Consider the following 20,496-nt stretch of genomic DNA (forward strand, 5'->3'; position numbering starts at 1 on the left):
CTTAGAAATACCCCTCTCTCTTTCTTCTTTCCATACTACCTGCTGCTTCACTATCAATAACTCTAGTTGTTCTTTCAGATGATACGGCACTAAGGGTTTCCTCAATAATCGCATCTAAAGTAATTGCATCTGATTCAAAACCACCTGTTAATGGATAACATCCAAGTGTTCTGAATCTTATTTTCTTATGTTCAACTTTCTCACCTGGTAATAGTTTTAATCTATCATCATCTACCATAATTATATTGCCATCACGTTCAATGCATGGTCTTTCTTTTGCAAAATATAAAGGAACTATATCAATATTTTCACGCTTTATATATTGCCATATATCATTTTCAGTCCAATTTGAAATTGGAAAAACTCTCATACTTTCACCTTTATTTATTTTAGTGTTATAAAGCTTCCACATTTCTGGTCTTTGATTTTTAGGATCCCATGCTTGCGCTTCATTTCTGAAAGAGAAAATTCTTTCCTTTGCACGGGATTTTTCTTCATCACGACGTCCTCCACCAAAGGCTGCTGTAAATCCATATTTACTTAATCCTTGTTTTAAAGCTTGTGTCTTCATGATATCAGTATATGCTGATCCGTGATCAAAAGGATTAATCCCTTGCTTTATACCTTCTTCGTTTGAATGGACAATCATCTCAATTCCTAATTTTTCTGCTGTCTTATCACGAAATTCGATCATTTCTTTAAACTTCCATGTTGTATCTATATGCATGAAAGGAAATGGTGGCTTTTCAGGATAAAATGCTTTCATTGCAAGATGTAACATAACTGAACTGTCTTTACCAATTGAATATAGCATTACTGGCTTTTCACATTCTGCTGCTACTTCTCTAATAATATAAATTGCTTCTGCTTCTAATTTATCAAGATGCGATAATTCGCTCATATATTAGTCCCCCTATTTGCTAATTTAAATTTTTAAATATACTTTTCAATTCACAGTTCGCAATGCACAATTGTGGAATAAATTACTTCGTAATTTATTCAAATGTTCTTTATTACGCTTTGGGCTTTTTCTAAGTGAAGTGTTTTTATTTGTAGCATAGCTGCTTTTTTTATATAATTGATCTTGGTTGCAGCATAGCTGCTTTTTTTATATAATTGATCTTGGTTGCAGCATAGCTGCTTTTTTTATATGTGTATATTTTTTCTGAAAAGCCTATAGGCTTTTCCTCCTTAATTGTGCATTGATAATTGTGCATTGTGAATTGATTCTAATATTGATTTGAATCTTTACGGTTTATTTCGATAGAATGCTCTGTTCCATCAGTTTCTTCAATCTTCCAATCTGCAATATCATCTTTAAATTTAACTGTAAGCTTGCTTCCTCTTCCACCCATATCTGCTCCTAGATATAATGAAATTGAACCTGTAGGGCATTCTTTTATGCAAGAAGAGCATCCCCAACAATCTTTAGGATATTTTATATATACTTTCTTGCCATCTTCATTTGATTTTATAAGACTTCCTGGACACACAGCTAAACATCTTTTGCATCCTATGCATTTATTTTTATTAATTGCTATGCTCATATGTTTCACCTCTTCCCACTAAATCCCTATATAACATTTTAAGTTTGCCATCTACAAGCTTCGAATTAACATATTTTAACCATTCATCGCTTTTCTCTGGATAATCAAGGTTTTCTGCAAAGCTGTGCCATCTAGTTTCTTTTCTCGCTTTTAAATGGACAATTACAGATTTACAAAGAGTAAGTCTCTCTTTTAACTCATATACAAACATCAATTCATGCATATCTTCTGCATAAAGATTTTCACTCAATTTCTCAATTTGCTCAATTTTCTCCATTGCAAGTTCAAGTTGCTTTTCATTAAATTGATAACTACTTCCAATTCCACCTGCATAAGTGTCCATTACCTTCTGCATTGCTTCTTCAAGTTGTTCAAAATTAAATATCTGATTTTCAGAGTTTAGCACTTTTTCAACTTCTGATTTCTTTTTCTTTATAAGTAAATCTTCTTCAGTTGTTGATAAAGTAACAACATCTTTATCACCATTATTTATTGCTTCAACTACTGCCTTTGCTGCAATCTCCCCTTCTACTAGTGCTCCTGTAACATATTTTTGTGGACATCCACCAGCTACATCACCTGCTGCATAAAGACCTTTTATTGTAGTTTCTCTTTTGGTATCAACCCAATATCCACTAGCAGTATGTCCACCTACTATGTATGGTTCTGTTCCTTCAATTTCTACATTTTGCTCACTTGGATTTTTTCCTGATTCTATCCATTTTAAAGTTTGACTAGGAGCCATGTTTAAATATGCTTTCTTTAATTCTTCATCTTGAGCAGAAGTAATACCTTCCGTTCTTAAATAGCAAGGCCCTCTTCCTTCTTGATTTTCCTTTACTGTTCCATAAACTCTTTCTGATGTAGTTAGACCATATTTTGTTTCATAAACTTCTCCTTTTGAATTTACCTGCTTTGCGCCTACACCTTGAGCAATTGTACCCGTTGGTGCAATCGTGTCTTTACATCTCAAAGCAATAAATCTCATTTCAAAAGTAGTCATTTCAGCCCCTGCTTTTATTCCCATAGCATACCCTGCACCAGTGTTGAACGGAGGATACCACATTTTATGTCTTGAAAAGCCTGGATTGTTAGGTTTATAAAGACCTGCTGCTCCACCAGTTGCGCATATTACTTTTTTTGCTTTAATCTCATATAGAATTTCTTCTTCTACACCAACTGCAAAAGCGCCAAGTATCTGATTATCTTTTACAATATAATCAATAACATTAACTTGATTCATAACAGTAACATCGTTTAGTTCCTGCACTGCATCTGCTAAAATAGGTTTAATATTTTCACCGTTAATTTTTATATTTCTATTTCCTCTAGCCACATATTCGCCATTTTCATCTTTTAAGATAACAAGCCCTAAATCCTCTAACTTTTTTGTTACCTTATTTAAACCTTGTGACATTGTAAGAAGTAGATCTTCACGCACAATATTATCTGCATCTTTTTTAGCGTAATCCACATAGTCTTCAGGGGTTCTTCCTTTAACTATATATGCATTGATTGCATTTACTCCGGCTGCTAAGCACCCACTTCTCTTAATATTAGCTTTTTCAAGTATAAGTACGGATGCATCAGAATTTTCACGTATGGTTAAGGCCGCATAGCACCCAGCAGTGCCTCCTCCAATAATTAATATATCAGTTTCTAATTGTTTTACTTGAACGTTCTTACTCATAGCATATCTCCTTTTTTAAGGTCAATATTTACTAAATAAACACAGAGATTATTATTCCCTGCATTTTTAAGCACTGATTTTTATTTATACAAAGCTCAAATATATTTAATCTTTGTCTTTATTCATGGATGATATTTAAATAAATACAGACATTTCTTCTGTTTTAATCTTATTTTCCACAACATTTGCACTTTTCTCATCAAATGCATAAACTCTATGGATTAAAACGAAAACTTCTTCACCAATTTTTAATTCTTCATCTTCCAGGCTACGATATCCATAAAATATTTGATTCCCTACCTGTACATCTATTTCAAGATTATTTCCTCTAAATGCAATACCTTTTACAATTCCCTTTTCTGCTGCAAGAGGAGTCAAAATCTCCTTATCATTTTTAGCAATTTGTATAAATTCGGGACGTACTATTGCCTTTGTTTCTTTAGGGTTTACAACTTCAAATCCTTTTAGCTTAGTATAATCATCTATTAGATTCGATTCACCAATAAATTGCGCTACGAAATGAGTCTTTGGATTCTTATATATCTCAACTGGACTACCTTTCTGCTCAATTTTCCCTCTATTTGTTATTATTATTTCATCTGCCACTTCTACAGCTTCATCTTGATCATGGGTTACAAAAATGCTTGTTATTCCCAATTTCGATATTGTTTCTCTAAGCCATCTTCTAAGTTCTTTTCTTACCTTCGCATCAATTGCTGCAAAAGGCTCATCTAGTAGTAACAACTGTGGATTAGGAGCAAGTGCTCTAGCAAAAGCTACACGTTGTCTTTGTCCACCAGACAATTGACCTGGATACCTTTTTTCAAGACCTTTAAGACCAATAAGCTCTATAAGTTCCATAACTCTCTCATGTATATAATCTTTTTTAGCTTTTTGTACCACAAGACCAAACGCTACATTATCATAAACTGTCATATGACGAAATAGAGCATAACTTTGAAATACAAAGCCAATTCCTCTTTTTCCCGGTTCTATATCATTGACTTTGACTCCATTAATAATGATATCTCCTTCATCTGGAGTTTCAAGACCTGCTATCATCCTAAGTATAGTAGTCTTACCACTTCCACTTGGGCCTAAAAGGCCAATCAATTTTCCCTGCTCTATTCTAAAACTAACATTGTCAGACGCCTTATAATCTCCGAATCTTTTATTAATATTCTTTAGTTCCACATACATAGATACTACACCCCCTTCTTAGTTTTCCATTCCACAATATTACGCAATATTAAAACAATAACTGCAATGATTACCAATATTGAAGCAACTGCAAAAGCTGCTGAAAATTGATATTCGTTATATAAGATTTCAATGTGTAATGGAAGAGTATTTGTCTTTCCTCTAATATGACCAGATACCACTGATACTGCCCCAAATTCTCCCATTGCTCTTGCTGCACAAAGTATTACTCCATATATAAGTCCCCATTTAATATTAGGAAGAGTTATTTTTCTAAATATATTAAATCCATTAGCTCCATCATCGCTGCAGCCTCTTCTTCATCAGTTCCCTGAGCATTCATTAAAGGTATTATTTCTCTTGCTACAAATGGAAATGTTACAAATATTGTTGCTAATATTATCCCTGGTATAGCAAACACTATTTTTATATTATTTTGAACTAAAATATTTTCTAAAAAGCTCCCTTTTCCAAATGTTAATACGAATATTAATCCTGCAATAACAGGTGATATTGCAAATGGCAAATCAATTAAAGTTCCTAGCAGGTTCTTCCCTCTAAATTTAAATTTTGTTATAGCCCAGGCAACACATATACCGAATATGGTATTCATGATTGTTGCTATTAACGTAGCTATTAATGTAAGGTTCATAGCTTTAAGAGTATATCCATCTGAAATTGCTTTAATATATGCACCAAATCCTTTAGCCAAAGCCTCAGAAATTATAGATATCAATGGAATAATAAGCATTAGTATAAGAAAAAATATGCTTATACCTATCAAACCGTATTTTAAGAATTTATTTTCACTTCTATTCATTGATGTTTTTTTCACTTACTATTCACCTCATATCTGCTTTAATTTACTATTGTATAGTTGAATTCCATTTATAACGAATAATATTAAAAATGAAGCACCTAACATAACTAAAGCTATAGCTGTAGCGCCACTATAATCGTATTGTTCCAATCTTGACATAATTAAAAGAGGTGCAATTTCTGTTTTCATTGGAAGATTTCCTGCGATAAAAACTACGCTTCCATACTCACCAACACCTCTTGCAAATGCTAAACCAAATCCAGTTAATAATGGTGCTGATATTTCTGGAAATATTACTTTGCAAAAAGTTCTTAGTCTACTAGCTCCAAGCATTGCTGCCGCTTCTTCATATTGTCCATCTAAATCTTCAAGAACTGGCTGAATTGTTCTTACAACAAATGGAATTCCTATAAATGTTAAAGCTATAACAATTCCTAAAATAGAAAATGATGATTTTATTCCGAATGAATAAAGTATTTTTCCTATCCAACCATTCTCAGAATATAAGGTAGTAAGCGAGATACCTGCAACTGCTGTTGGAAGTGCAAATGGTAAATCAATTATTCCGTCTATAAATCTTTTAAATGGAAAATCGTATCTAACTAAAACCCACGCTAAGATAACTCCGAATATGCTATTTATTATCGCTGCTATAAATGCAGCACCAAAGCTTACCAAGTATCCGTGTAATGTTCTAGCATTCAATACTATACTAAGAAATTTATCTAATCCCATTCCTCCTGACTTTATGACTAAAGCTGATAAAGGAATTAAAACTATAAGGCTTAGGTAAACAAGAGAAAAACCCATTGTCAGTCTAAATCCAGGAATAACTCTTTTTGTCTTGCTCATATTCATCCCCCACTCTAAAAAAATAATTACCATATTAAAAAACTTCTCTGATACCTAGCCACTTTTATCTTCCTCTTATCTAAGTTAGATATAAAACTGGCAATCTCCCAGATTTGATTATCCTTTATGGTATAGATCCAACTAAAATTTCTTTTTATATCCATACTTGAGCTAATTATCACTTTATAATCTAATATTCTCAGTTTTTAGGAATATAGATTTGGTCAAATGTTCCCCCATCTGAAAAATGAGTCTCTTGAGCTTTTTTCCATCCTCCAAATAAGGAATCATCTATTTTTACAAGATCCAATTTAGGAAATGTATCCTTATATTCCTCAGCAACGTCTTTATCCCTCGGTCTGTAATAGTTTTGAGCTACTAGTTCTTGTCCTTCTTTAGTGTATAAGTAGTCCAAGTATCCTTCAGCGACCTCTTTAGTACCTCTTTTATCAGCGACTTCATCCACTACTGCAACTGATGGCTCTGTTAAAATACTTAAAGATGGAGTAACTATTTCATAATTATCTTTTCCAAGCTGTTGTAGTGATAACATAGCTTCATTCTCCCAAGCTATAAGAACATCACCTAATCCTCTTCTAACAAAACTAGTAGTTGCTCCTCTTGATCCTGAATCTAATACAACTACATTCGAATATAACTTGGACATAAACTCTTTTATAGAATTTTCATCACCATTATATTTTTTTGATGCATAAGCCCAGGCCGCTAAGTAATTCCATCTAGCTCCACCTGAAGTTTTTGGGTTTGGTGTTACAATTGAAACACCATTCTTTGTTAAGTCATCCCAATCTTTTATATTCTTTGGATTTCCTTTTCTAACAAGAAAAACAATAGTTGAAGTATATGGTGCACTATTTTCTTTAAAACTACTTTGCCAATCACTATTCAAGAGACCAGCTTTGCTTATGGCATCAATATCATATCCCAATGCTAAGGTTACAATATCAGCATCTAATCCCCCATAACTGCCTGCGCTTGTGAACCAGATCCTCCATGAGATTGATCTATTGTTACATCTTGTCCAGTTTTTTCTTTCCAGTACTTTATGAAACTTTCATTAAACTTAGTGTATAATTCTCTTGTAGGATCATATGATACATTCAAGAGCTCCACTGGTTTCTTACTATTATCGCCATTAGTTCCTTGCTTTCCACAGCCGACAAAAGCCCCAGTAATTAGCGTAATAGAAAGCAGCAAACATAACATCCCAGTTTTTTTCACAATATTCTCCCCAATCTTTTTTCATAAATATTTATTGCTCATATGTAAAAAATCAATATTCATATATGTTTAGTAGGATTTTAAACAAATGACATCCTAGAAAATAACAAGTTTTAGTATACGTTGCAGTAATAAATTTACACTTAAAGTTTTATTAATCTAAGATCCACTTCATACTTTCGTATAGAAACCTAATTAAATCATACATTATTAAAACTTTATCTCAATTATTATATAAAATAATGCTTTATGTGATGATTGCACTGTTTAGCTAATCATATATAAAGTTTTTTATTTCCTACTAATTTTATAAACTTTATATGAAATATACTATAAGGGAATTTTATGTTTTTGTCAATAAAATTAACTCAAAAATATTAATTTTTAACAAAAATCAAACTTACTAAATGAAAATGTTAAATTTTATCCAGTAAGTTTTTGAAATTGTTATTTTGTAAAATATTATTTATATTTCGAAATCACCAAAATTTGTATCTATGATTATAAAATTAATATTAAATTATTTAACTATTGAATCATTATTTTTTAGGAATATAAATTTGGTCGAATGTTCCTCCATCTGAGAAATGAGTTTCCTGAGCTTTCGCCCATCCTCCAAATTCACCGTCTACTGTAACTAAATTAACTTCTGGAAATGTGCTCTTATACTTTTCAGCAACTTCTTTATCTCTAGGTCTGTAATAATTTTCTGCTGCTATTTCTTGTCCTTCTTTAGTATATAAATAATCTAAATATCCCTCTGCAACTTCCCTAGTTCCTTTTTTATCAACAACTTTATCAACTACAGCAACAGGAGGTTCTGCTAAAATACTTAATGATGGCACTACTATTTCATACTGATCTTTTCCAAGTTGATTAAGTGATAAAAGTGCTTCATTTTCCCATGCTATAAGTACATCTCCTAATCCTCTCTCAACAAAACTTGTTGTTGCTCCCCTAGCTCCTGAATCCAATACTGTTACATTTGAATATAACTTTGACATAAAATCTTTTATAGCCTTTTCATCACCATTATACTTTTTCGATGCATAGGCCCAAGCTGCTAAGTAGTTCCATCTAGCTCCTCCTGATGTTTTTGGATTTGGTGTTACTATCGAAACTCCATCCCTCGTTAAATCATCCCAGTCTTTTATATTCTTAGGATTTCCTTTTCTAACAAGAAAAACTATAGTAGATGTATATGGAGAACTATTTTCTTTAAATTTACTTTGCCAATCACTATTTACAAGACCAGCTTGACTTATAGCATCTATATCATAGCCTAGTGCTAAGGTTACAATATCAGCCTCTAATCCACCAATTACTGATTGTGCCTGTGCACCAGAGCCTCCATGAGATTGATTTATTGTTACATCTTGTCCAGTTTTATCCTTCCAATATTTTATAAAACTATCATTAAATTTTGTATATAATTCTCTTGTTGGATCATATGATACATTCAAAAGCTCTACAGGTTTTTTACTGTCCGAATTTTCACTATTAGCTTCTTGCTTTCCACAACCTATAAAAGCCCCCATTATTAAAGCTATAGAAAGCGTAACACTTAATATTCTTCTCTTCTTCATAACATTTGCCCCTTTCAAATCCATTATTTATCATATATGTTTAGTAGGCTTTTAGTTATAATTGCCTATCTAAATCTCAATTAAAGAATTTATAACAACATCAATAATCCGTATTATTTTATTGGTTATACTGATATTTGTTTTAATTCCTATTATTTCAATGGGAATTATATGATTTATACTATAGTTTATATTATTCACTTTGTCAATACATTTATTCAAAAAAATTCTATTAACATAGAACACAGTACCCACAGTTTTCTCTCCACAAATATAAACTTCAAGAAAAGAACAAAATCATAGGAGACTTTAGAATCTGGAGAATAAAAAAAGTAGTTGCCTTAAACAACTACTTAACATATATGCCGCAATATTTACATTTAATATATTAATAAGCCAATTTCTCATTTAATACTAAAATATAGGTTTATAATTGCAACATATTTAATTATTAGCATTTTATTTTTGCTTTATTTTTATTCCGTGGCACGCATTAGCTGATGAACAACCGGAGCATCCACATCCGCAGCCACTTTCTCCATTTTTAGCTTTTTTTATTTGCTTCCCTATCACAAATGCCATAAATCCAAATATTATACCAGCTAATATAATTGTTGCCACCATAATTATCACTCCTCAAATCTTAATCTAAGTAAACCGTTATACTTAAATCTAGTTGTATAAACATTATTTTGTATAACTTAAATTAGCATTAACTACTTTTTTTTCTTTTGATCCCTTTCTTCCTGTTGCTATAACTATAAATACTACAGCTACTGCAATTATAATTGAAACTACAGCTCCAACTAAACTTCCAACCCCCAATATATAATTACCAACTTGGTTAATAACAAGTGCCACTATATATGCAGTTGCTGTCTGGAATCCTATAGTAATAAATGTCCATTTCCAATTTCCCATTTCACGTCTTATTGTACCAATTGCCGCGAAACAAGGAGCACAAAGTAAATTGAATGCCATAAATGCAAACCCGCTTGCTGCTGTAAACATTGCACCAACATTATTAATTAATGTCGGATCAGTTTCAGATGCATCTGATATTCCATATAAAACACCAAATGTTCCAACAAGATTTTCCTTTGCAACAAGTCCTGTAACTGTTGAAACTGATGATTGCCAATTTCCAAAGCCAAGTGGTGCAAATATAGGTGCAATAATATTTCCTAGGCTTGCTAATATACTATTATCTGCATCTACCATTTCGAATGACCAATTAAATGATTGTAAGAACCATACTGCTGCACAAGAAACTAAAATTATTGTTCCAGCTTTTGCTATAAATGCTTTTACTCTATCCCACATATGAATGACTACACTTTTTGCGCTTGGTATATGATATTGTGGTAATTCCATAACAAATGGTGAAGGATCTCCAGAAAATAATTTTGTTTTCTTTAATATAATTCCACAAACAACAATCATTATTATTCCCAAGAAATATGCTGATGGAGCTACCCAAGCTGAATCATTAAAGAATGCTGATGCAATTAAAGCTATAATTGGCAACTTAGCGCTACAAGGAATAAATGTAGTTAACATAATTGTCATTTTTCTATCTCTCTCATTTTCCATTGTACGTGTTGCCATAATACCAGGTACACCACAACCAGAGCTAATAAGCATTGGTATAAATGACTTACCTGAAAGACCAAACTTACGGAAAATTCTATCCATAATAAATGCCACACGGGCCATATATCCACAGTCCTCAAGTACAGATAAGAATAAGAATAAAAGTATAATCTGTGGTACAAATCCAATTACCGAACCTACTCCACTAATTATTCCATTAATAACTAATCCTTGTAACCAGTCAGCTACATTTGCACTTGCCATCCAATCTGAAGCACTTCCTTGAATTATCTCTCCAAATAATGTATCATTAATCCAATCAGTTCCTATTGTCCCTATTGTTATTGCAATATAATATACTGCATACATAATAACCACAAAAATTGGCAATGCCAAGAAACGATTTGTAACAATTTTATCAATTTTGTCTGATGTTGTTTCTCTTCCATTACTGCTCTTTTTAATCGCACTTGAAACTACATCTCCTATAAATGCATATCTATCTGAAGTAACAATACTTTCACTATCGTCATCAAGTTCATTTTCATATTTCTGTATTACTGCTTCTATATCACTTAATATGTTTTCTGGAAGTTTTAAATTATCTATTATGTTTTTATCACGCTCAAATAATTTTATAGAAAGCCAATTAATATTAGTATCTTTACCTTGTATATTACCTTGGACAATTTTTTCTATCTCTTCAAAAGCATCTCTAGCTTCTTTTGAAAATGGAACTTGAAAATTTGGCTTTTTCTTTGAATTAGCTATTTCTATAGCCTTTTCCGCTGCTGCTTTAACACCATTTCCTTTAAGTGCAGAAGTTTCAACTACTGGACACCCTAGAGTTTTTGATAATTTATTAATATCTATTTTATCCCCATTTCTCTCTACAATATCCATCATGTTAAGTGCTATAACGGTAGGGATTCCTAATTCCAAAATCTGAGTTGTTAAATATAAATTTCTTTCTATATTAGATGCATCCACAATATTGATTACTGCGTCTGGTCTATCATTTATCATAAAATTACGTGTTACAACTTCTTCAAGTGTATATGGTGATAGAGAATAAACTCCTGGTAAATCGACAATTTCAACTTCCTTATGTCCTTTTAACTTACCACCCTTTTTTTCAACAGTTACCCCTGGCCAGTTACCAACATATTGTGATGAACCTGTAAGTTCATTAAACATAGTTGTCTTTCCACAATTAGGGTTACCTGCAAGCCCTATTTTAATTGACATTTCTATTCCTCCTCATCACTATATATACCTTTCTTTATCAATCTGAACTATGGTATATATTTTTTTGTATTGAATTACTCTACAAGTATCATTTCTGCATCAGCTTTACGAAGTGATAATTCATATCCACGAACTGTTACTTCTATTGGATCTCCAAGTGGTGCCACTTTACGAACATACACTTCACACCCTCTTGTTATTCCCATATCCATAATACGTCTACGGACTGGTCCTAAACCATCAACCTTCTTAACCTTAACAGTTTGTCCACATTTAATCTCCTTTAATGTGTTCATTATAAAAATCCTCCTAAACTATAATTCTACTTGCCATTCTTTTATCTAATGCAACTCTGCTATCCTTAACATTTATTATTAGATTTCCTCCAAGTTCAGAAATAATTTTAACTGTTTCACCTGTAACAAACCCTAAACTGTTTAAAAATCTTTTTGTTTCATCATTTCCAGTAATCTTTTTAATATTCATTTCATTTCCCTTATTAGCTAATATTAATGGCATAATGCTTCCCCCTTAATTAGATTCACTAATTTTTGCATAAATTATTTATGTATAATTCCTTATATTTTATCGCCAATTAAAGTCACAATCAATTGATAATGATTTTAATTAACTTCTCTATAAATAATAATAGCACTTTTCACTCTCATTGAAAATGATTTTCAATGACTTTTTTTAAAAATTATGCTTTCATCAATTGGTAACGTTTTATTATTGCATTTTTGCTTTTTTTGTTAAATTTACTTAATTATTTTAATAAATTTATAATTGTTAATATTTTATTTGATTCTATGAACTTCAATAATTCAAATAACTTTTTCATAAAAAATAAGAATTCTTACTATAGAATCATATATTTTATTAGCTAAATATATGCATTATAATTAGAGTTATCGCATTAGCAGATTAAAATCCGTTATCGATATCTCTTTTTTTAGTTTGTATCTAAGTGGTTTTGTTTAGTTTTAATAAATGCTTACCAGCACGGCTTTTATTTTTACCCATTATATATTACCTAACTACGAACATCTTTGCCTTTAGCTAAGTGGTTAGTGATATTATCCAAAATTACTGACTTTCACCTATTAGCCCCCCCATGCTGAGCACTCTAAAAAAATATAACTGGAAATAGAATTTCCAGTTATATAAGATATTAAATATTCAATTTACACAATTTATTCTATATTGTTATCTCATTTTGCTGTAATTTCATAAATATATATTACTTTAGATTTCTTTAAAATTATAATTGTTTGATTTATCTTTCTTAAATAATCACAAATAAATTAATTTAATCCATTAATATATCCAATATATCATATGATAATAACAATATGTCAATTATTCTTTATTATTATAGTCATTAAATCTTACTTAATGATTTAATAACATTTTCTTCTTTAAAAGGTTTTACTATAAAACCTTTTGCGCCATTCACTATTGATTCTCTAACAATAGATTCTTGACCCATTGCAGATATCATAACAACCTTAGCATTTGAATCTATTTTTTTTATTTCTACTAGTGCTTGAACACCATCCATTTCTGGCATTGTAATATCCATGGTTACTATATCTGGTGATAACATTTTATATTTATCAATCGCTTCAATTCCATTTTCAGCATCACCTATGACTTCAAATCCATTTCTTTCAAGAATCTCCCTTAAAGAAAGTCGCATATATACTGCATCATCTACAATTAAAACCTTTTTCATTTCATTTTCCCCTTTAATAAAAATACTTTTAAATTTAAAATTAATATATATGTTACAATTCACAATTACGGCTAAAATTCTTGCAATACTTTTAGAATCATGATGAAGAATTATTTCCAAAGAAAATCAACATCCATTGAACATTGATAATTACAACATATATACTATAAATAATGTTCATACTATTTTACATAAACTTAAAAACTTCATCTAAGTTTAAAGAAAGAACTATTCGACTGCCATCATCAAGTTTTATCATTCCATCTATGCATCTTTTATTATTCTCAGAATTTAACTCGCCAGGATACTTTTGAAATATATCTTCTGAAAAACTCAGTACTTCTGATGCAGAATCAATACGAATTCCTGCTTTTTTATCCTTTATTCTAACTATTAAAATTTTACAATTAGAATCGTTATGTTGGAAATCCAAACCGAAAAATCTTCTCAGATTTATTATTGGAATCATATCTCCTCTTAAATTTACCAATCCTTCAATAAAATTTTCCTCATTAGGAAAGCTTGTTATCTTACTGATTGTATTTATTTCTTCAACAGAATTAATCCTAATTCCATATTCTTCATTTTCTATTTTAAAAATCACAATACTTTCTGTTGTTTTTTTAGAAACTAACAGGTCTTTATCTGAATTATTTGAAACATATTCTCTTTTATTAACCTTTAGATTGCATTGCAATTCCTTTAAATCTATAAGATTATTTGGATCTAATACTGTAACTACCCTTTTACCATTATCTATATTTCCAAACTCTTTCACTATTTTTACAGCAATATTTCCAACAACTTGTGATGGCTTTAGTAAATCTTTTTTATAAATCAGTTTTACTTCTGACACTTTATCAACAATTACCCCATAAGTTAAAGTTCCTATATCAACTATAAGAATACTTCCATTCTCATTTATACTTTCACTATTCATATTTATAATTTTAGAAAGATTTATTACTCCTATGAGTTCATTTCTTAATGAAATAACACCTTCTATAAAACTAGAAACATTTGGTGGTTTTGCAATCTTTGGAATTCTGACAATTTCTTTTATTTCTGATATATGAAATGCATATTCAACACTATTTATACTAAAAATTATCAATTGAATACTTTCCTCATTATTTTCAGTAGCAAAAGCTGATATTTTTTGATGTTCTTGTTTATGTACATTTGTTAAAATTCCTCCAAGGCCATTTATATTTACAATACTTTGTGCATCCATAATCATAATTAACCTTTTTCCGTTTTCAAGCATTATAACTCCATTAATACGTCCTTCTTTAGTATCATTACTATTTTCACGTATTAATTTTATAGATGCTTTATCAATATCTAAAACTTGTAAAACTTTATCAACAATTATTCCTACAACACACCCATTGAACTCCATAACTATAACTCTGCTATTATCGTTCCATTCACTTTGAGATATGTTATATCTCTTATGAATATCAATTATTGTAACAAGCTCTCCTCTTAGATTACATAATCCTTCAATGTACATAGAATTCGGTACTTTCTTAACTTCTGGCACCCTAATTATCTCTTTAACATTAACTAATTCTATTGCATATTCTTCATTGTTAAGCATAAAAACTACATACTTATCTTTATTAATGGTTTCATAAACTTTACTTTTATTAATTATTTCGATTACGTTACTTGTATTTTTATTTTCTTCACTAATACCTTTAATTTTTTCATCTTCGCTTTTATAATTTTTACTGACACTTATATTTTTTTTACTAGTAGTGCTTTTAGTTGCCTTGTTTGCAATTTCCTTTACTTTTCTTGTACTTTTAATTCCCTTATTAATCTCTTCTTTTTCTTTACTTATGTTACTAGCAGTTTTATTAATGTTATCCTTCTTCGACAATTCTAAATTACTATTATTTGAATTATCTTTTTCAGGTATAAGCCCGTTAGATTTATGTATTTCCTTTGCTTTTTGCTTTTTTTGATTAATCTCATGCTTTATTTTATCAATACTATTTATTAAATCTTTATTCACCTTACTTCTAGGCATTTCTGCTTACCAACCTTTCAACTATCTTAAAAAATTGTTTTGCAGAATCTTTATCATATTCATATACGGTCTTCCCTAACTTTCCAGCTTCCGTAATTTTTACTCTTCTGTTGATTGGATCGGTCATAAAGTCATTTTCTGAAAATAATTCCTCAAGTAACTCCATATTCTCCCTAGATTCACTTGTTCTCTGATCATACATATTTGGTATAATTAACTCTATCATTTCTGGATCCAACCTTAAATCAGATAAATACTCATATATGTTTCCAATCGCTCTAACAGATGCTGATTCTACTTGAACTGGAACTATAATCTTATCAACAAAACATAAAACCGCATCATTAACCTTACTTCGCTGAGGACCACAATCAATGATAACATAGTTATAATTCATATCATTTATACCTTGCAATCTCTCTTTTAAAATTAAATCAATTCTTGGCTCTCTATAAAATTCTGTATTTATGATATCTATATGCTTTGACGGAAGTAAATCCAAATTCTCTCTTGCTTTAATGACACACTCTGAAAGTTCTATACACTCTCTCTTGTTAATTAAATCGTAAAATGTCTTTTTATAGTCTTGATCATAGATGCCTAGGAATAAACTCGAATCATTTTGCCCATCCAAATCTATTAATAATACTTTATTCCCTAAGAGGGCAAGTCCATGTGCAATATGTACAGAAATTGTACTTTTCCCTACGCCGCCTTTATTATTGAGCACCGCATATTTCAAAGGTTCATTAAGCATAATAACCTCCTTATAAAAATATACTTATTTGAACTAGTATTCCGGATAAAAAATCATGAAATACATTTGAATACCATCACCTGTTAACTCAACCCCTAGATACCCATCGCATAGCAAAGTATGAATTCTTTTTCTAATTTCTTCTATCCTGCATTTAATATCGTTTTGTAATACTATTTTATGAATTTCTGCTAGTGTATACATTTCTGTATCACTAGTTTTTAATAATTTTAATAAATCTTCATCATCAAACTGAGTCATATTTTTTCTCCCTTATGCTCTTCCATTGATTTTTTTATTATTCTATTTTGATACAAGACCTCTTATGGACTCTCTCCATCTTTCTAACTTCTGTATAGAATAATCTATAATTTCAATAATATATTCAATGCTTTTAAAAGGTTTAAGAATATAATCATTTGCTCCAAATTCTAAAGATTGTATTGTTATTTCCATTGTTGAATATCCAGTCATCATTATTACTTGTGTCAATGCATCATAAGATTTAGCTGCTTTCAAAAGATCTATACCATTCATATTAGGCATTACAATATCAGTAATTACAATATGAAACTTATTGTTTTTTATCATTTCCAGTGCTTCTACTGAATCATTGCATGTCTCCACATTATATCCTTCAAGTACAAGATTCTTTTTTAATGATAATAAAATCTCTTCTTCATCATCTATTATTAGTATTTTATATTCTTTCTTCATAACTTTATATACCTCTCCTTATTATTTTTTTAGAAGTAAAGCTGCATTTATTTCATCATTACATTGCTTGATATTATTAAAGTCTTTTATTGCTTCAAATATATTGTACAATCTTTTTTTATATTTTCCGCCGTTGATAATAACCAACTCAACACCTTCTTCTTTCAAGAGATTATTGACTTTAATAATTTTTTTAATTTCATCACTTTCAAGTATTTCTACTTTACTTACATCAAGAAATACATATCTAAAGATTTTTTTATTGAGTTTACTAGATATATTATCTAATCTCTCTATATTTTCTTTATCCATTTGAAGTTCAAGGTATTTAAAAATTATTTTATTCTTAAAAGTACCATATATTTTATAAATCAAACATTCATATAAGCTATAAGTGCTATGAAATAATTCTATAGGCACATTGTTGTCTATCATAGATACCTGAACATTTAGAAATCCTCTCAATTCTTTAATTAGTAATAACAATTCTTCATTAGTATCCTCAAATTCTAAAATATCCCCAGTTTTTCTTGCCAAGTTATTTATATTATTTTTTGCTTCCTCACTCCACGAAGCACTCATATAATGTTTTTCTATAAATAAAAAACTGTTTAATAGATCAAATAAGGCATCTATCTTTTCATTGCAGTCTTTTAATTCTTCTTTGGATGATATTTCATTAGTAACATTAATAACCTTAATTTTTTTGACAAATGGAATATCTAATTTATTAAGCAATTGTTCACTATCAAGATTCGTTTTAAATAAACATTCATATTCATAAACTGGATCCTCGACATCAACGGATATCATAAAATCCACATTGGGATATGAATAACATATCTTTCCGCTCTCATTCATTGAGTTAATAATCATAAATCTTGTTACTGACTGCATTATATCTTCAACATCAAATTCTATATTCACAAAATATGTCTGTGAGAATTTATCATTATTTTCTATCTGCATATTTACTGCAATACTTGGTTGCTCTGGTTTTATATCTTCAAAATTTTTCTTAACACTATTTATTAGTTCATCCATATTAACTTCAATGTCTAAAGTATTGTTTATTATTTCATAATCTATATAATTACTTTTATGTTGCCTTCGAAAATGAAATAATTCTACAAGCTTATCTATGGAATTAAAACAAAGGTTAGAATTATCCGTATTAAATTCTAAATTACCATCACGCACATGGTTTAAAATATCTTCTAATTTATGCGCTAGACTTGAAATTTCATTAAATTCTACAGCCGCTGAACTACCTTTAATCGTATGAATACATCTAAAAAGACTGTTAAGCTCTTCCATCGAAAATAACTTTTCTAAACTTATCATACATCTCTCTGCTTCTTCTAAATTTTCACTAGTTTCTTCAAAGTAAACTTCTAACAATTCATTTTGACTCATATTTTTATCACCTGCCCTTAGGAAATACAAGCGTAAACTCTGTACCTTCATTTATGGTACTCATCACTTTAATACTTCCCCCATGCTCTTTCATAATCCCATGCACTATAGATAAGCCTAATCCAGTTCCACCATCCTCTTGATGAGTAGTGAAAAATGGGTTGAAAATCATATCTAAATGCTCATTTTTTATTCCACAACCATTATCCTTTATGGAAATATTAAAATTATCTTTATCTTCTGATGTAAATATAATAATTTGACCATTTTCTTCTCTTTTAAATTTTATTGCTTTAATTGAATTTAAAAATAAGTTAATCAGGACCTGTTCTACTTTCTGCTTTGATGCATTAATTTCATATCCCACTTGCGAAACTTTATTCAGAAATATCACCTTATTCTTTGTTAGTTCAACCTTAACTAATTTGTAAGCTTCTTCTATACATTCATTTATATTTATTTTCTCATAAAATAACTTTTCTTCCTTAGAAAAAGCCTTAAGTGCACTTATTATTTCCATAATTCTTTCTGTTCCTTTGTACATTGAATTCATGACACTAGGAATATCACTTACAATAGATGCATGAATATCTCCTTCGTCCACGCTTATTTTCTTTTCTAATAATCTCCAATATTTTTGTAAAAGTTCTATATTTGACCTTATATATGTATTAGGATTATTTATTTCATGTGCTATTCCTGCAATAAGCTGGCCTAATGATGCTAATTTATCGGCTTGAATAAGAGCATTTTCCTGCATTTTAATTTTTTCTAATTGTTCTTTATTAGATTTCTTAAGTTTGGCTAAAAAATCATTTTTCTCTTTATCATTAATCAGCATATCTTTATTCAAATCTTCAAAAGCTTGTAAAATATTTAGTACTTCGTGATTGGTCTCAATAAGTTCCTTTGTTAAATTGCCAACTTGTTCCTCTAACTCAATGTTTCTCCTAATCAGATATTCTTTCTCTTCACTCATATAACATCCTCTAAATAACTGCCACCAAGACAGTCGCATCATCATTATCTTTTGCAAAATCTCTAAAAATCATATTAGAAAGAACCGCTGGATTATGTGTTGGTATACATGAGTATTCATCATATTCCCATTTATTAGATATACCATCTGTGTTCATAACTATAATTCCTCCATTTTCATATGAGCTTTGCTGCACATTAACTTTTGTATTAAAAGAAACTCCTAAGGTACCATTAGTCGCTATAAATTTTTTGTCTTTGTTGTTTATAATGTATCTTAGCTGCACATTACCAATACTTCCATATTCAAATGTTCTTCTCTCTTTATCAATTATACATATACCAATTACTGCTCCCCTTGTATGTTTCATTCCCGCATCAATACTATAAAGTAATTCTTTTAATGGCTTATAATTATTTTCCTCCAAAAGATCATTTGCTTTAATTGCAGCTTTATTAGCCTCTGTTCCGTGGCCTAACCCGTCTATAAGTGCAAGAATCACTTTATTATTAGATTCTTTAATGTAATATAAATCTCCATTTACCTTACATCCTATATAAGGCCTACTCATCACACTTATTTTCACTTCTTTTTCACGTATATTTTGGCCACTTTTAAGCCATTTCTGTGTTATTGCTATAGTTCCAATACCATTATTTTCAATAAAATACCCATATCCAATATATTTCCCTATATTAATGCTTGTTCTAGAATAAATTTCAAAACTATCCATTAATCTTTTAATTGCTCCAAGGCCTCCGCCCATTGTACCCTTTGTAGATATTCCATCTTTTATAACTTCATCTACATTAATAATACCTGGCCCCTTATCCTCAGATATAATTTGAATTCCATTCTTTCCGTTCATTTCTATTTTATTAAATATTATCTTACCTTCAACTGAATGATGCTTTATTAAATTTGTACAAAGTTCATTAACTACAATAGATATCTCACCTATTTCAATACTAGAGAATCCAATTTCTTTGCTTTTTTCTGCTATGTATCTTCTAGCTTGACCTATATCCCAATCGTTACTTATTTCAAATATCTCCATATAAATATTTCACCATGCG

The 20,496-nt window shown here is 30.1% G+C and carries 18 protein-coding genes and 2 pseudogenes; all 20 read right to left on the minus strand.

From position 1 onward, the window contains the following. Window position 1: 1 nt before the first annotated feature. The 20 genes and pseudogenes from cysD to AXY43_RS09400 all read right to left on the minus strand — a co-directional run bounded on the left by cysD (window position 2) and on the right by AXY43_RS09400 (window position 20,477). Complete coding sequence (gene cysD / locus AXY43_RS09300) at window positions 2-901, minus strand: sulfate adenylyltransferase subunit CysD (RefSeq protein WP_012060344.1); 900 nt, start codon at window positions 899-901, stop codon at window positions 2-4. 328 nt (window positions 902-1,229) lie between these two features. Beyond that, on the minus strand, window positions 1,230-1,547 hold the full coding sequence (locus AXY43_RS09305; protein WP_023973165.1) for a 4Fe-4S dicluster domain-containing protein: 318 nt from the start codon (window positions 1,545-1,547) through the stop codon (window positions 1,230-1,232). Further along, a complete protein-coding gene (locus AXY43_RS09310) occupies window positions 1,531-3,237 on the minus strand; it encodes an adenylyl-sulfate reductase subunit alpha (protein ID WP_105411444.1) in 1,707 nt (568 codons plus the stop codon). The genes AXY43_RS09305 and AXY43_RS09310 overlap by 17 nt, the downstream gene beginning before the upstream one ends. A gap of 135 nt (window positions 3,238-3,372) precedes the next feature. After that, window positions 3,373-4,437, minus strand: coding sequence for a sulfate/molybdate ABC transporter ATP-binding protein (locus AXY43_RS09315; RefSeq protein ID WP_012060347.1), 1,065 nt, complete (start codon window positions 4,435-4,437; stop codon window positions 3,373-3,375). Window positions 4,438-4,442: 5 nt separating this feature from the next. Next, a pseudogene (gene cysW, locus AXY43_RS09320) lies at window positions 4,443-5,257 on the minus strand (sulfate ABC transporter permease subunit CysW). A gap of 27 nt (window positions 5,258-5,284) precedes the next feature. Continuing rightward, entirely contained in the window at window positions 5,285-6,109 is an 825-nt protein-coding gene (gene cysT / locus AXY43_RS09325; protein WP_105411445.1) for a sulfate ABC transporter permease subunit CysT, read from the minus strand. A gap of 199 nt (window positions 6,110-6,308) precedes the next feature. After that, window positions 6,309-7,336: pseudogene (locus AXY43_RS09330) on the minus strand (sulfate ABC transporter substrate-binding protein). Between the two features lie 554 nt (window positions 7,337-7,890). After that, window positions 7,891-8,937, minus strand: coding sequence for a sulfate ABC transporter substrate-binding protein (locus AXY43_RS09335; protein ID WP_012060351.1), 1,047 nt, complete (start codon window positions 8,935-8,937; stop codon window positions 7,891-7,893). A 459-nt stretch (window positions 8,938-9,396) separates the two neighbouring features. Further along, a complete protein-coding gene (locus AXY43_RS09345) occupies window positions 9,397-9,561 on the minus strand; it encodes a FeoB-associated Cys-rich membrane protein (protein ID WP_012060352.1) in 165 nt (54 codons plus the stop codon). Window positions 9,562-9,624: 63 nt separating this feature from the next. Next, window positions 9,625-11,778, minus strand: a complete 2,154-nt coding sequence (gene feoB, locus AXY43_RS09350) for a ferrous iron transport protein B (protein WP_105411446.1) — start codon at window positions 11,776-11,778, stop codon at window positions 9,625-9,627. A 74-nt stretch (window positions 11,779-11,852) separates the two neighbouring features. Beyond that, complete coding sequence (locus AXY43_RS09355; RefSeq protein ID WP_012060354.1) at window positions 11,853-12,074, minus strand: FeoA family protein; 222 nt, start codon at window positions 12,072-12,074, stop codon at window positions 11,853-11,855. 13 nt (window positions 12,075-12,087) lie between these two features. Further along, the gene (locus AXY43_RS09360) at window positions 12,088-12,297 is read right to left on the minus strand and encodes a FeoA family protein (RefSeq protein ID WP_012060355.1); all 210 of its coding nucleotides are present in this window, start codon (window positions 12,295-12,297) and stop codon (window positions 12,088-12,090) included. A gap of 862 nt (window positions 12,298-13,159) precedes the next feature. After that, entirely contained in the window at window positions 13,160-13,513 is a 354-nt protein-coding gene (locus tag AXY43_RS09365) for a response regulator (RefSeq protein ID WP_087701215.1), read from the minus strand. A 187-nt stretch (window positions 13,514-13,700) separates the two neighbouring features. Continuing rightward, a complete protein-coding gene (locus tag AXY43_RS09370) occupies window positions 13,701-15,551 on the minus strand; it encodes a chemotaxis protein CheW (RefSeq protein WP_105411447.1) in 1,851 nt (616 codons plus the stop codon). After that, entirely contained in the window at window positions 15,544-16,308 is a 765-nt protein-coding gene (locus AXY43_RS09375) for a ParA family protein (protein WP_105411448.1), read from the minus strand. Before AXY43_RS09375 ends, AXY43_RS09370 begins: the two co-directional genes overlap by 8 nt. Window positions 16,309-16,341: 33 nt before the next feature. Then, window positions 16,342-16,569, minus strand: coding sequence for a hypothetical protein (locus AXY43_RS09380; RefSeq protein ID WP_023973177.1), 228 nt, complete (start codon window positions 16,567-16,569; stop codon window positions 16,342-16,344). Window positions 16,570-16,611: 42 nt separating this feature from the next. Beyond that, on the minus strand, window positions 16,612-17,025 hold the full coding sequence (locus AXY43_RS09385; protein ID WP_031275525.1) for a response regulator: 414 nt from the start codon (window positions 17,023-17,025) through the stop codon (window positions 16,612-16,614). 21 nt (window positions 17,026-17,046) lie between these two features. Next, window positions 17,047-18,441 carry an Hpt domain-containing protein gene (locus AXY43_RS09390; RefSeq protein WP_181246071.1) on the minus strand — a complete coding sequence of 465 codons (1,395 nt, stop codon included), beginning with the start codon at window positions 18,439-18,441 and terminating at the stop codon, window positions 17,047-17,049. Between the two features lie 7 nt (window positions 18,442-18,448). Continuing rightward, entirely contained in the window at window positions 18,449-19,420 is a 972-nt protein-coding gene (locus AXY43_RS09395; protein WP_023973180.1) for a sensor histidine kinase, read from the minus strand. 10 nt (window positions 19,421-19,430) lie between these two features. Then, window positions 19,431-20,477 carry an ATP-binding SpoIIE family protein phosphatase gene (locus AXY43_RS09400; protein WP_105411450.1) on the minus strand — a complete coding sequence of 349 codons (1,047 nt, stop codon included), beginning with the start codon at window positions 20,475-20,477 and terminating at the stop codon, window positions 19,431-19,433. Window positions 20,478-20,496 lie beyond the last annotated feature (19 nt).

It is taken from the genome of Clostridium sp. MF28, from assembly GCF_002969175.1.
Taxonomy (GTDB): Bacteria; Bacillota; Clostridia; order Clostridiales; family Clostridiaceae; genus Clostridium; species Clostridium beijerinckii.

Excerpts from the sequence above, each read along its gene's own strand:
- cysD (WP_012060344.1), bottom strand. The coding sequence starts at position 901 with ATGAGCGAATTATCGCATCTTGATAAATTAGAAGCAGAAGCAATTTAT.
- AXY43_RS09305 (WP_023973165.1), bottom strand. The coding sequence starts at position 1,547 with ATGAGCATAGCAATTAATAAAAATAAATGCATAGGATGCAAAAGATGT.
- AXY43_RS09310 (WP_105411444.1), bottom strand. The coding sequence starts at position 3,237 with ATGAGTAAGAACGTTCAAGTAAAACAATTAGAAACTGATATATTAATT.
- AXY43_RS09315 (WP_012060347.1), bottom strand. The coding sequence starts at position 4,437 with ATGTATGTGGAACTAAAGAATATTAATAAAAGATTCGGAGATTATAAG.
- cysT (WP_105411445.1), bottom strand. The coding sequence starts at position 6,109 with ATGAGCAAGACAAAAAGAGTTATTCCTGGATTTAGACTGACAATGGGT.
- AXY43_RS09335 (WP_012060351.1), bottom strand. The coding sequence starts at position 8,937 with ATGAAGAAGAGAAGAATATTAAGTGTTACGCTTTCTATAGCTTTAATA.
- AXY43_RS09345 (WP_012060352.1), bottom strand. The coding sequence starts at position 9,561 with ATGGTGGCAACAATTATATTAGCTGGTATAATATTTGGATTTATGGCA.
- feoB (WP_105411446.1), bottom strand. The coding sequence starts at position 11,778 with ATGTCAATTAAAATAGGGCTTGCAGGTAACCCTAATTGTGGAAAGACA.
- AXY43_RS09355 (WP_012060354.1), bottom strand. The coding sequence starts at position 12,074 with ATGAACACATTAAAGGAGATTAAATGTGGACAAACTGTTAAGGTTAAG.
- AXY43_RS09360 (WP_012060355.1), bottom strand. The coding sequence starts at position 12,297 with ATGCCATTAATATTAGCTAATAAGGGAAATGAAATGAATATTAAAAAG.
- AXY43_RS09365 (WP_087701215.1), bottom strand. The coding sequence starts at position 13,513 with ATGAAAAAGGTTTTAATTGTAGATGATGCAGTATATATGCGACTTTCT.
- AXY43_RS09370 (WP_105411447.1), bottom strand. The coding sequence starts at position 15,551 with ATGCCTAGAAGTAAGGTGAATAAAGATTTAATAAATAGTATTGATAAA.
- AXY43_RS09375 (WP_105411448.1), bottom strand. The coding sequence starts at position 16,308 with ATGCTTAATGAACCTTTGAAATATGCGGTGCTCAATAATAAAGGCGGC.
- AXY43_RS09380 (WP_023973177.1), bottom strand. The coding sequence starts at position 16,569 with ATGACTCAGTTTGATGATGAAGATTTATTAAAATTATTAAAAACTAGT.
- AXY43_RS09385 (WP_031275525.1), bottom strand. The coding sequence starts at position 17,025 with ATGAAGAAAGAATATAAAATACTAATAATAGATGATGAAGAAGAGATT.
- AXY43_RS09390 (WP_181246071.1), bottom strand. The coding sequence starts at position 18,441 with ATGAGTCAAAATGAATTGTTAGAAGTTTACTTTGAAGAAACTAGTGAA.
- AXY43_RS09395 (WP_023973180.1), bottom strand. The coding sequence starts at position 19,420 with ATGAGTGAAGAGAAAGAATATCTGATTAGGAGAAACATTGAGTTAGAG.
- AXY43_RS09400 (WP_105411450.1), bottom strand. The coding sequence starts at position 20,477 with ATGGAGATATTTGAAATAAGTAACGATTGGGATATAGGTCAAGCTAGA.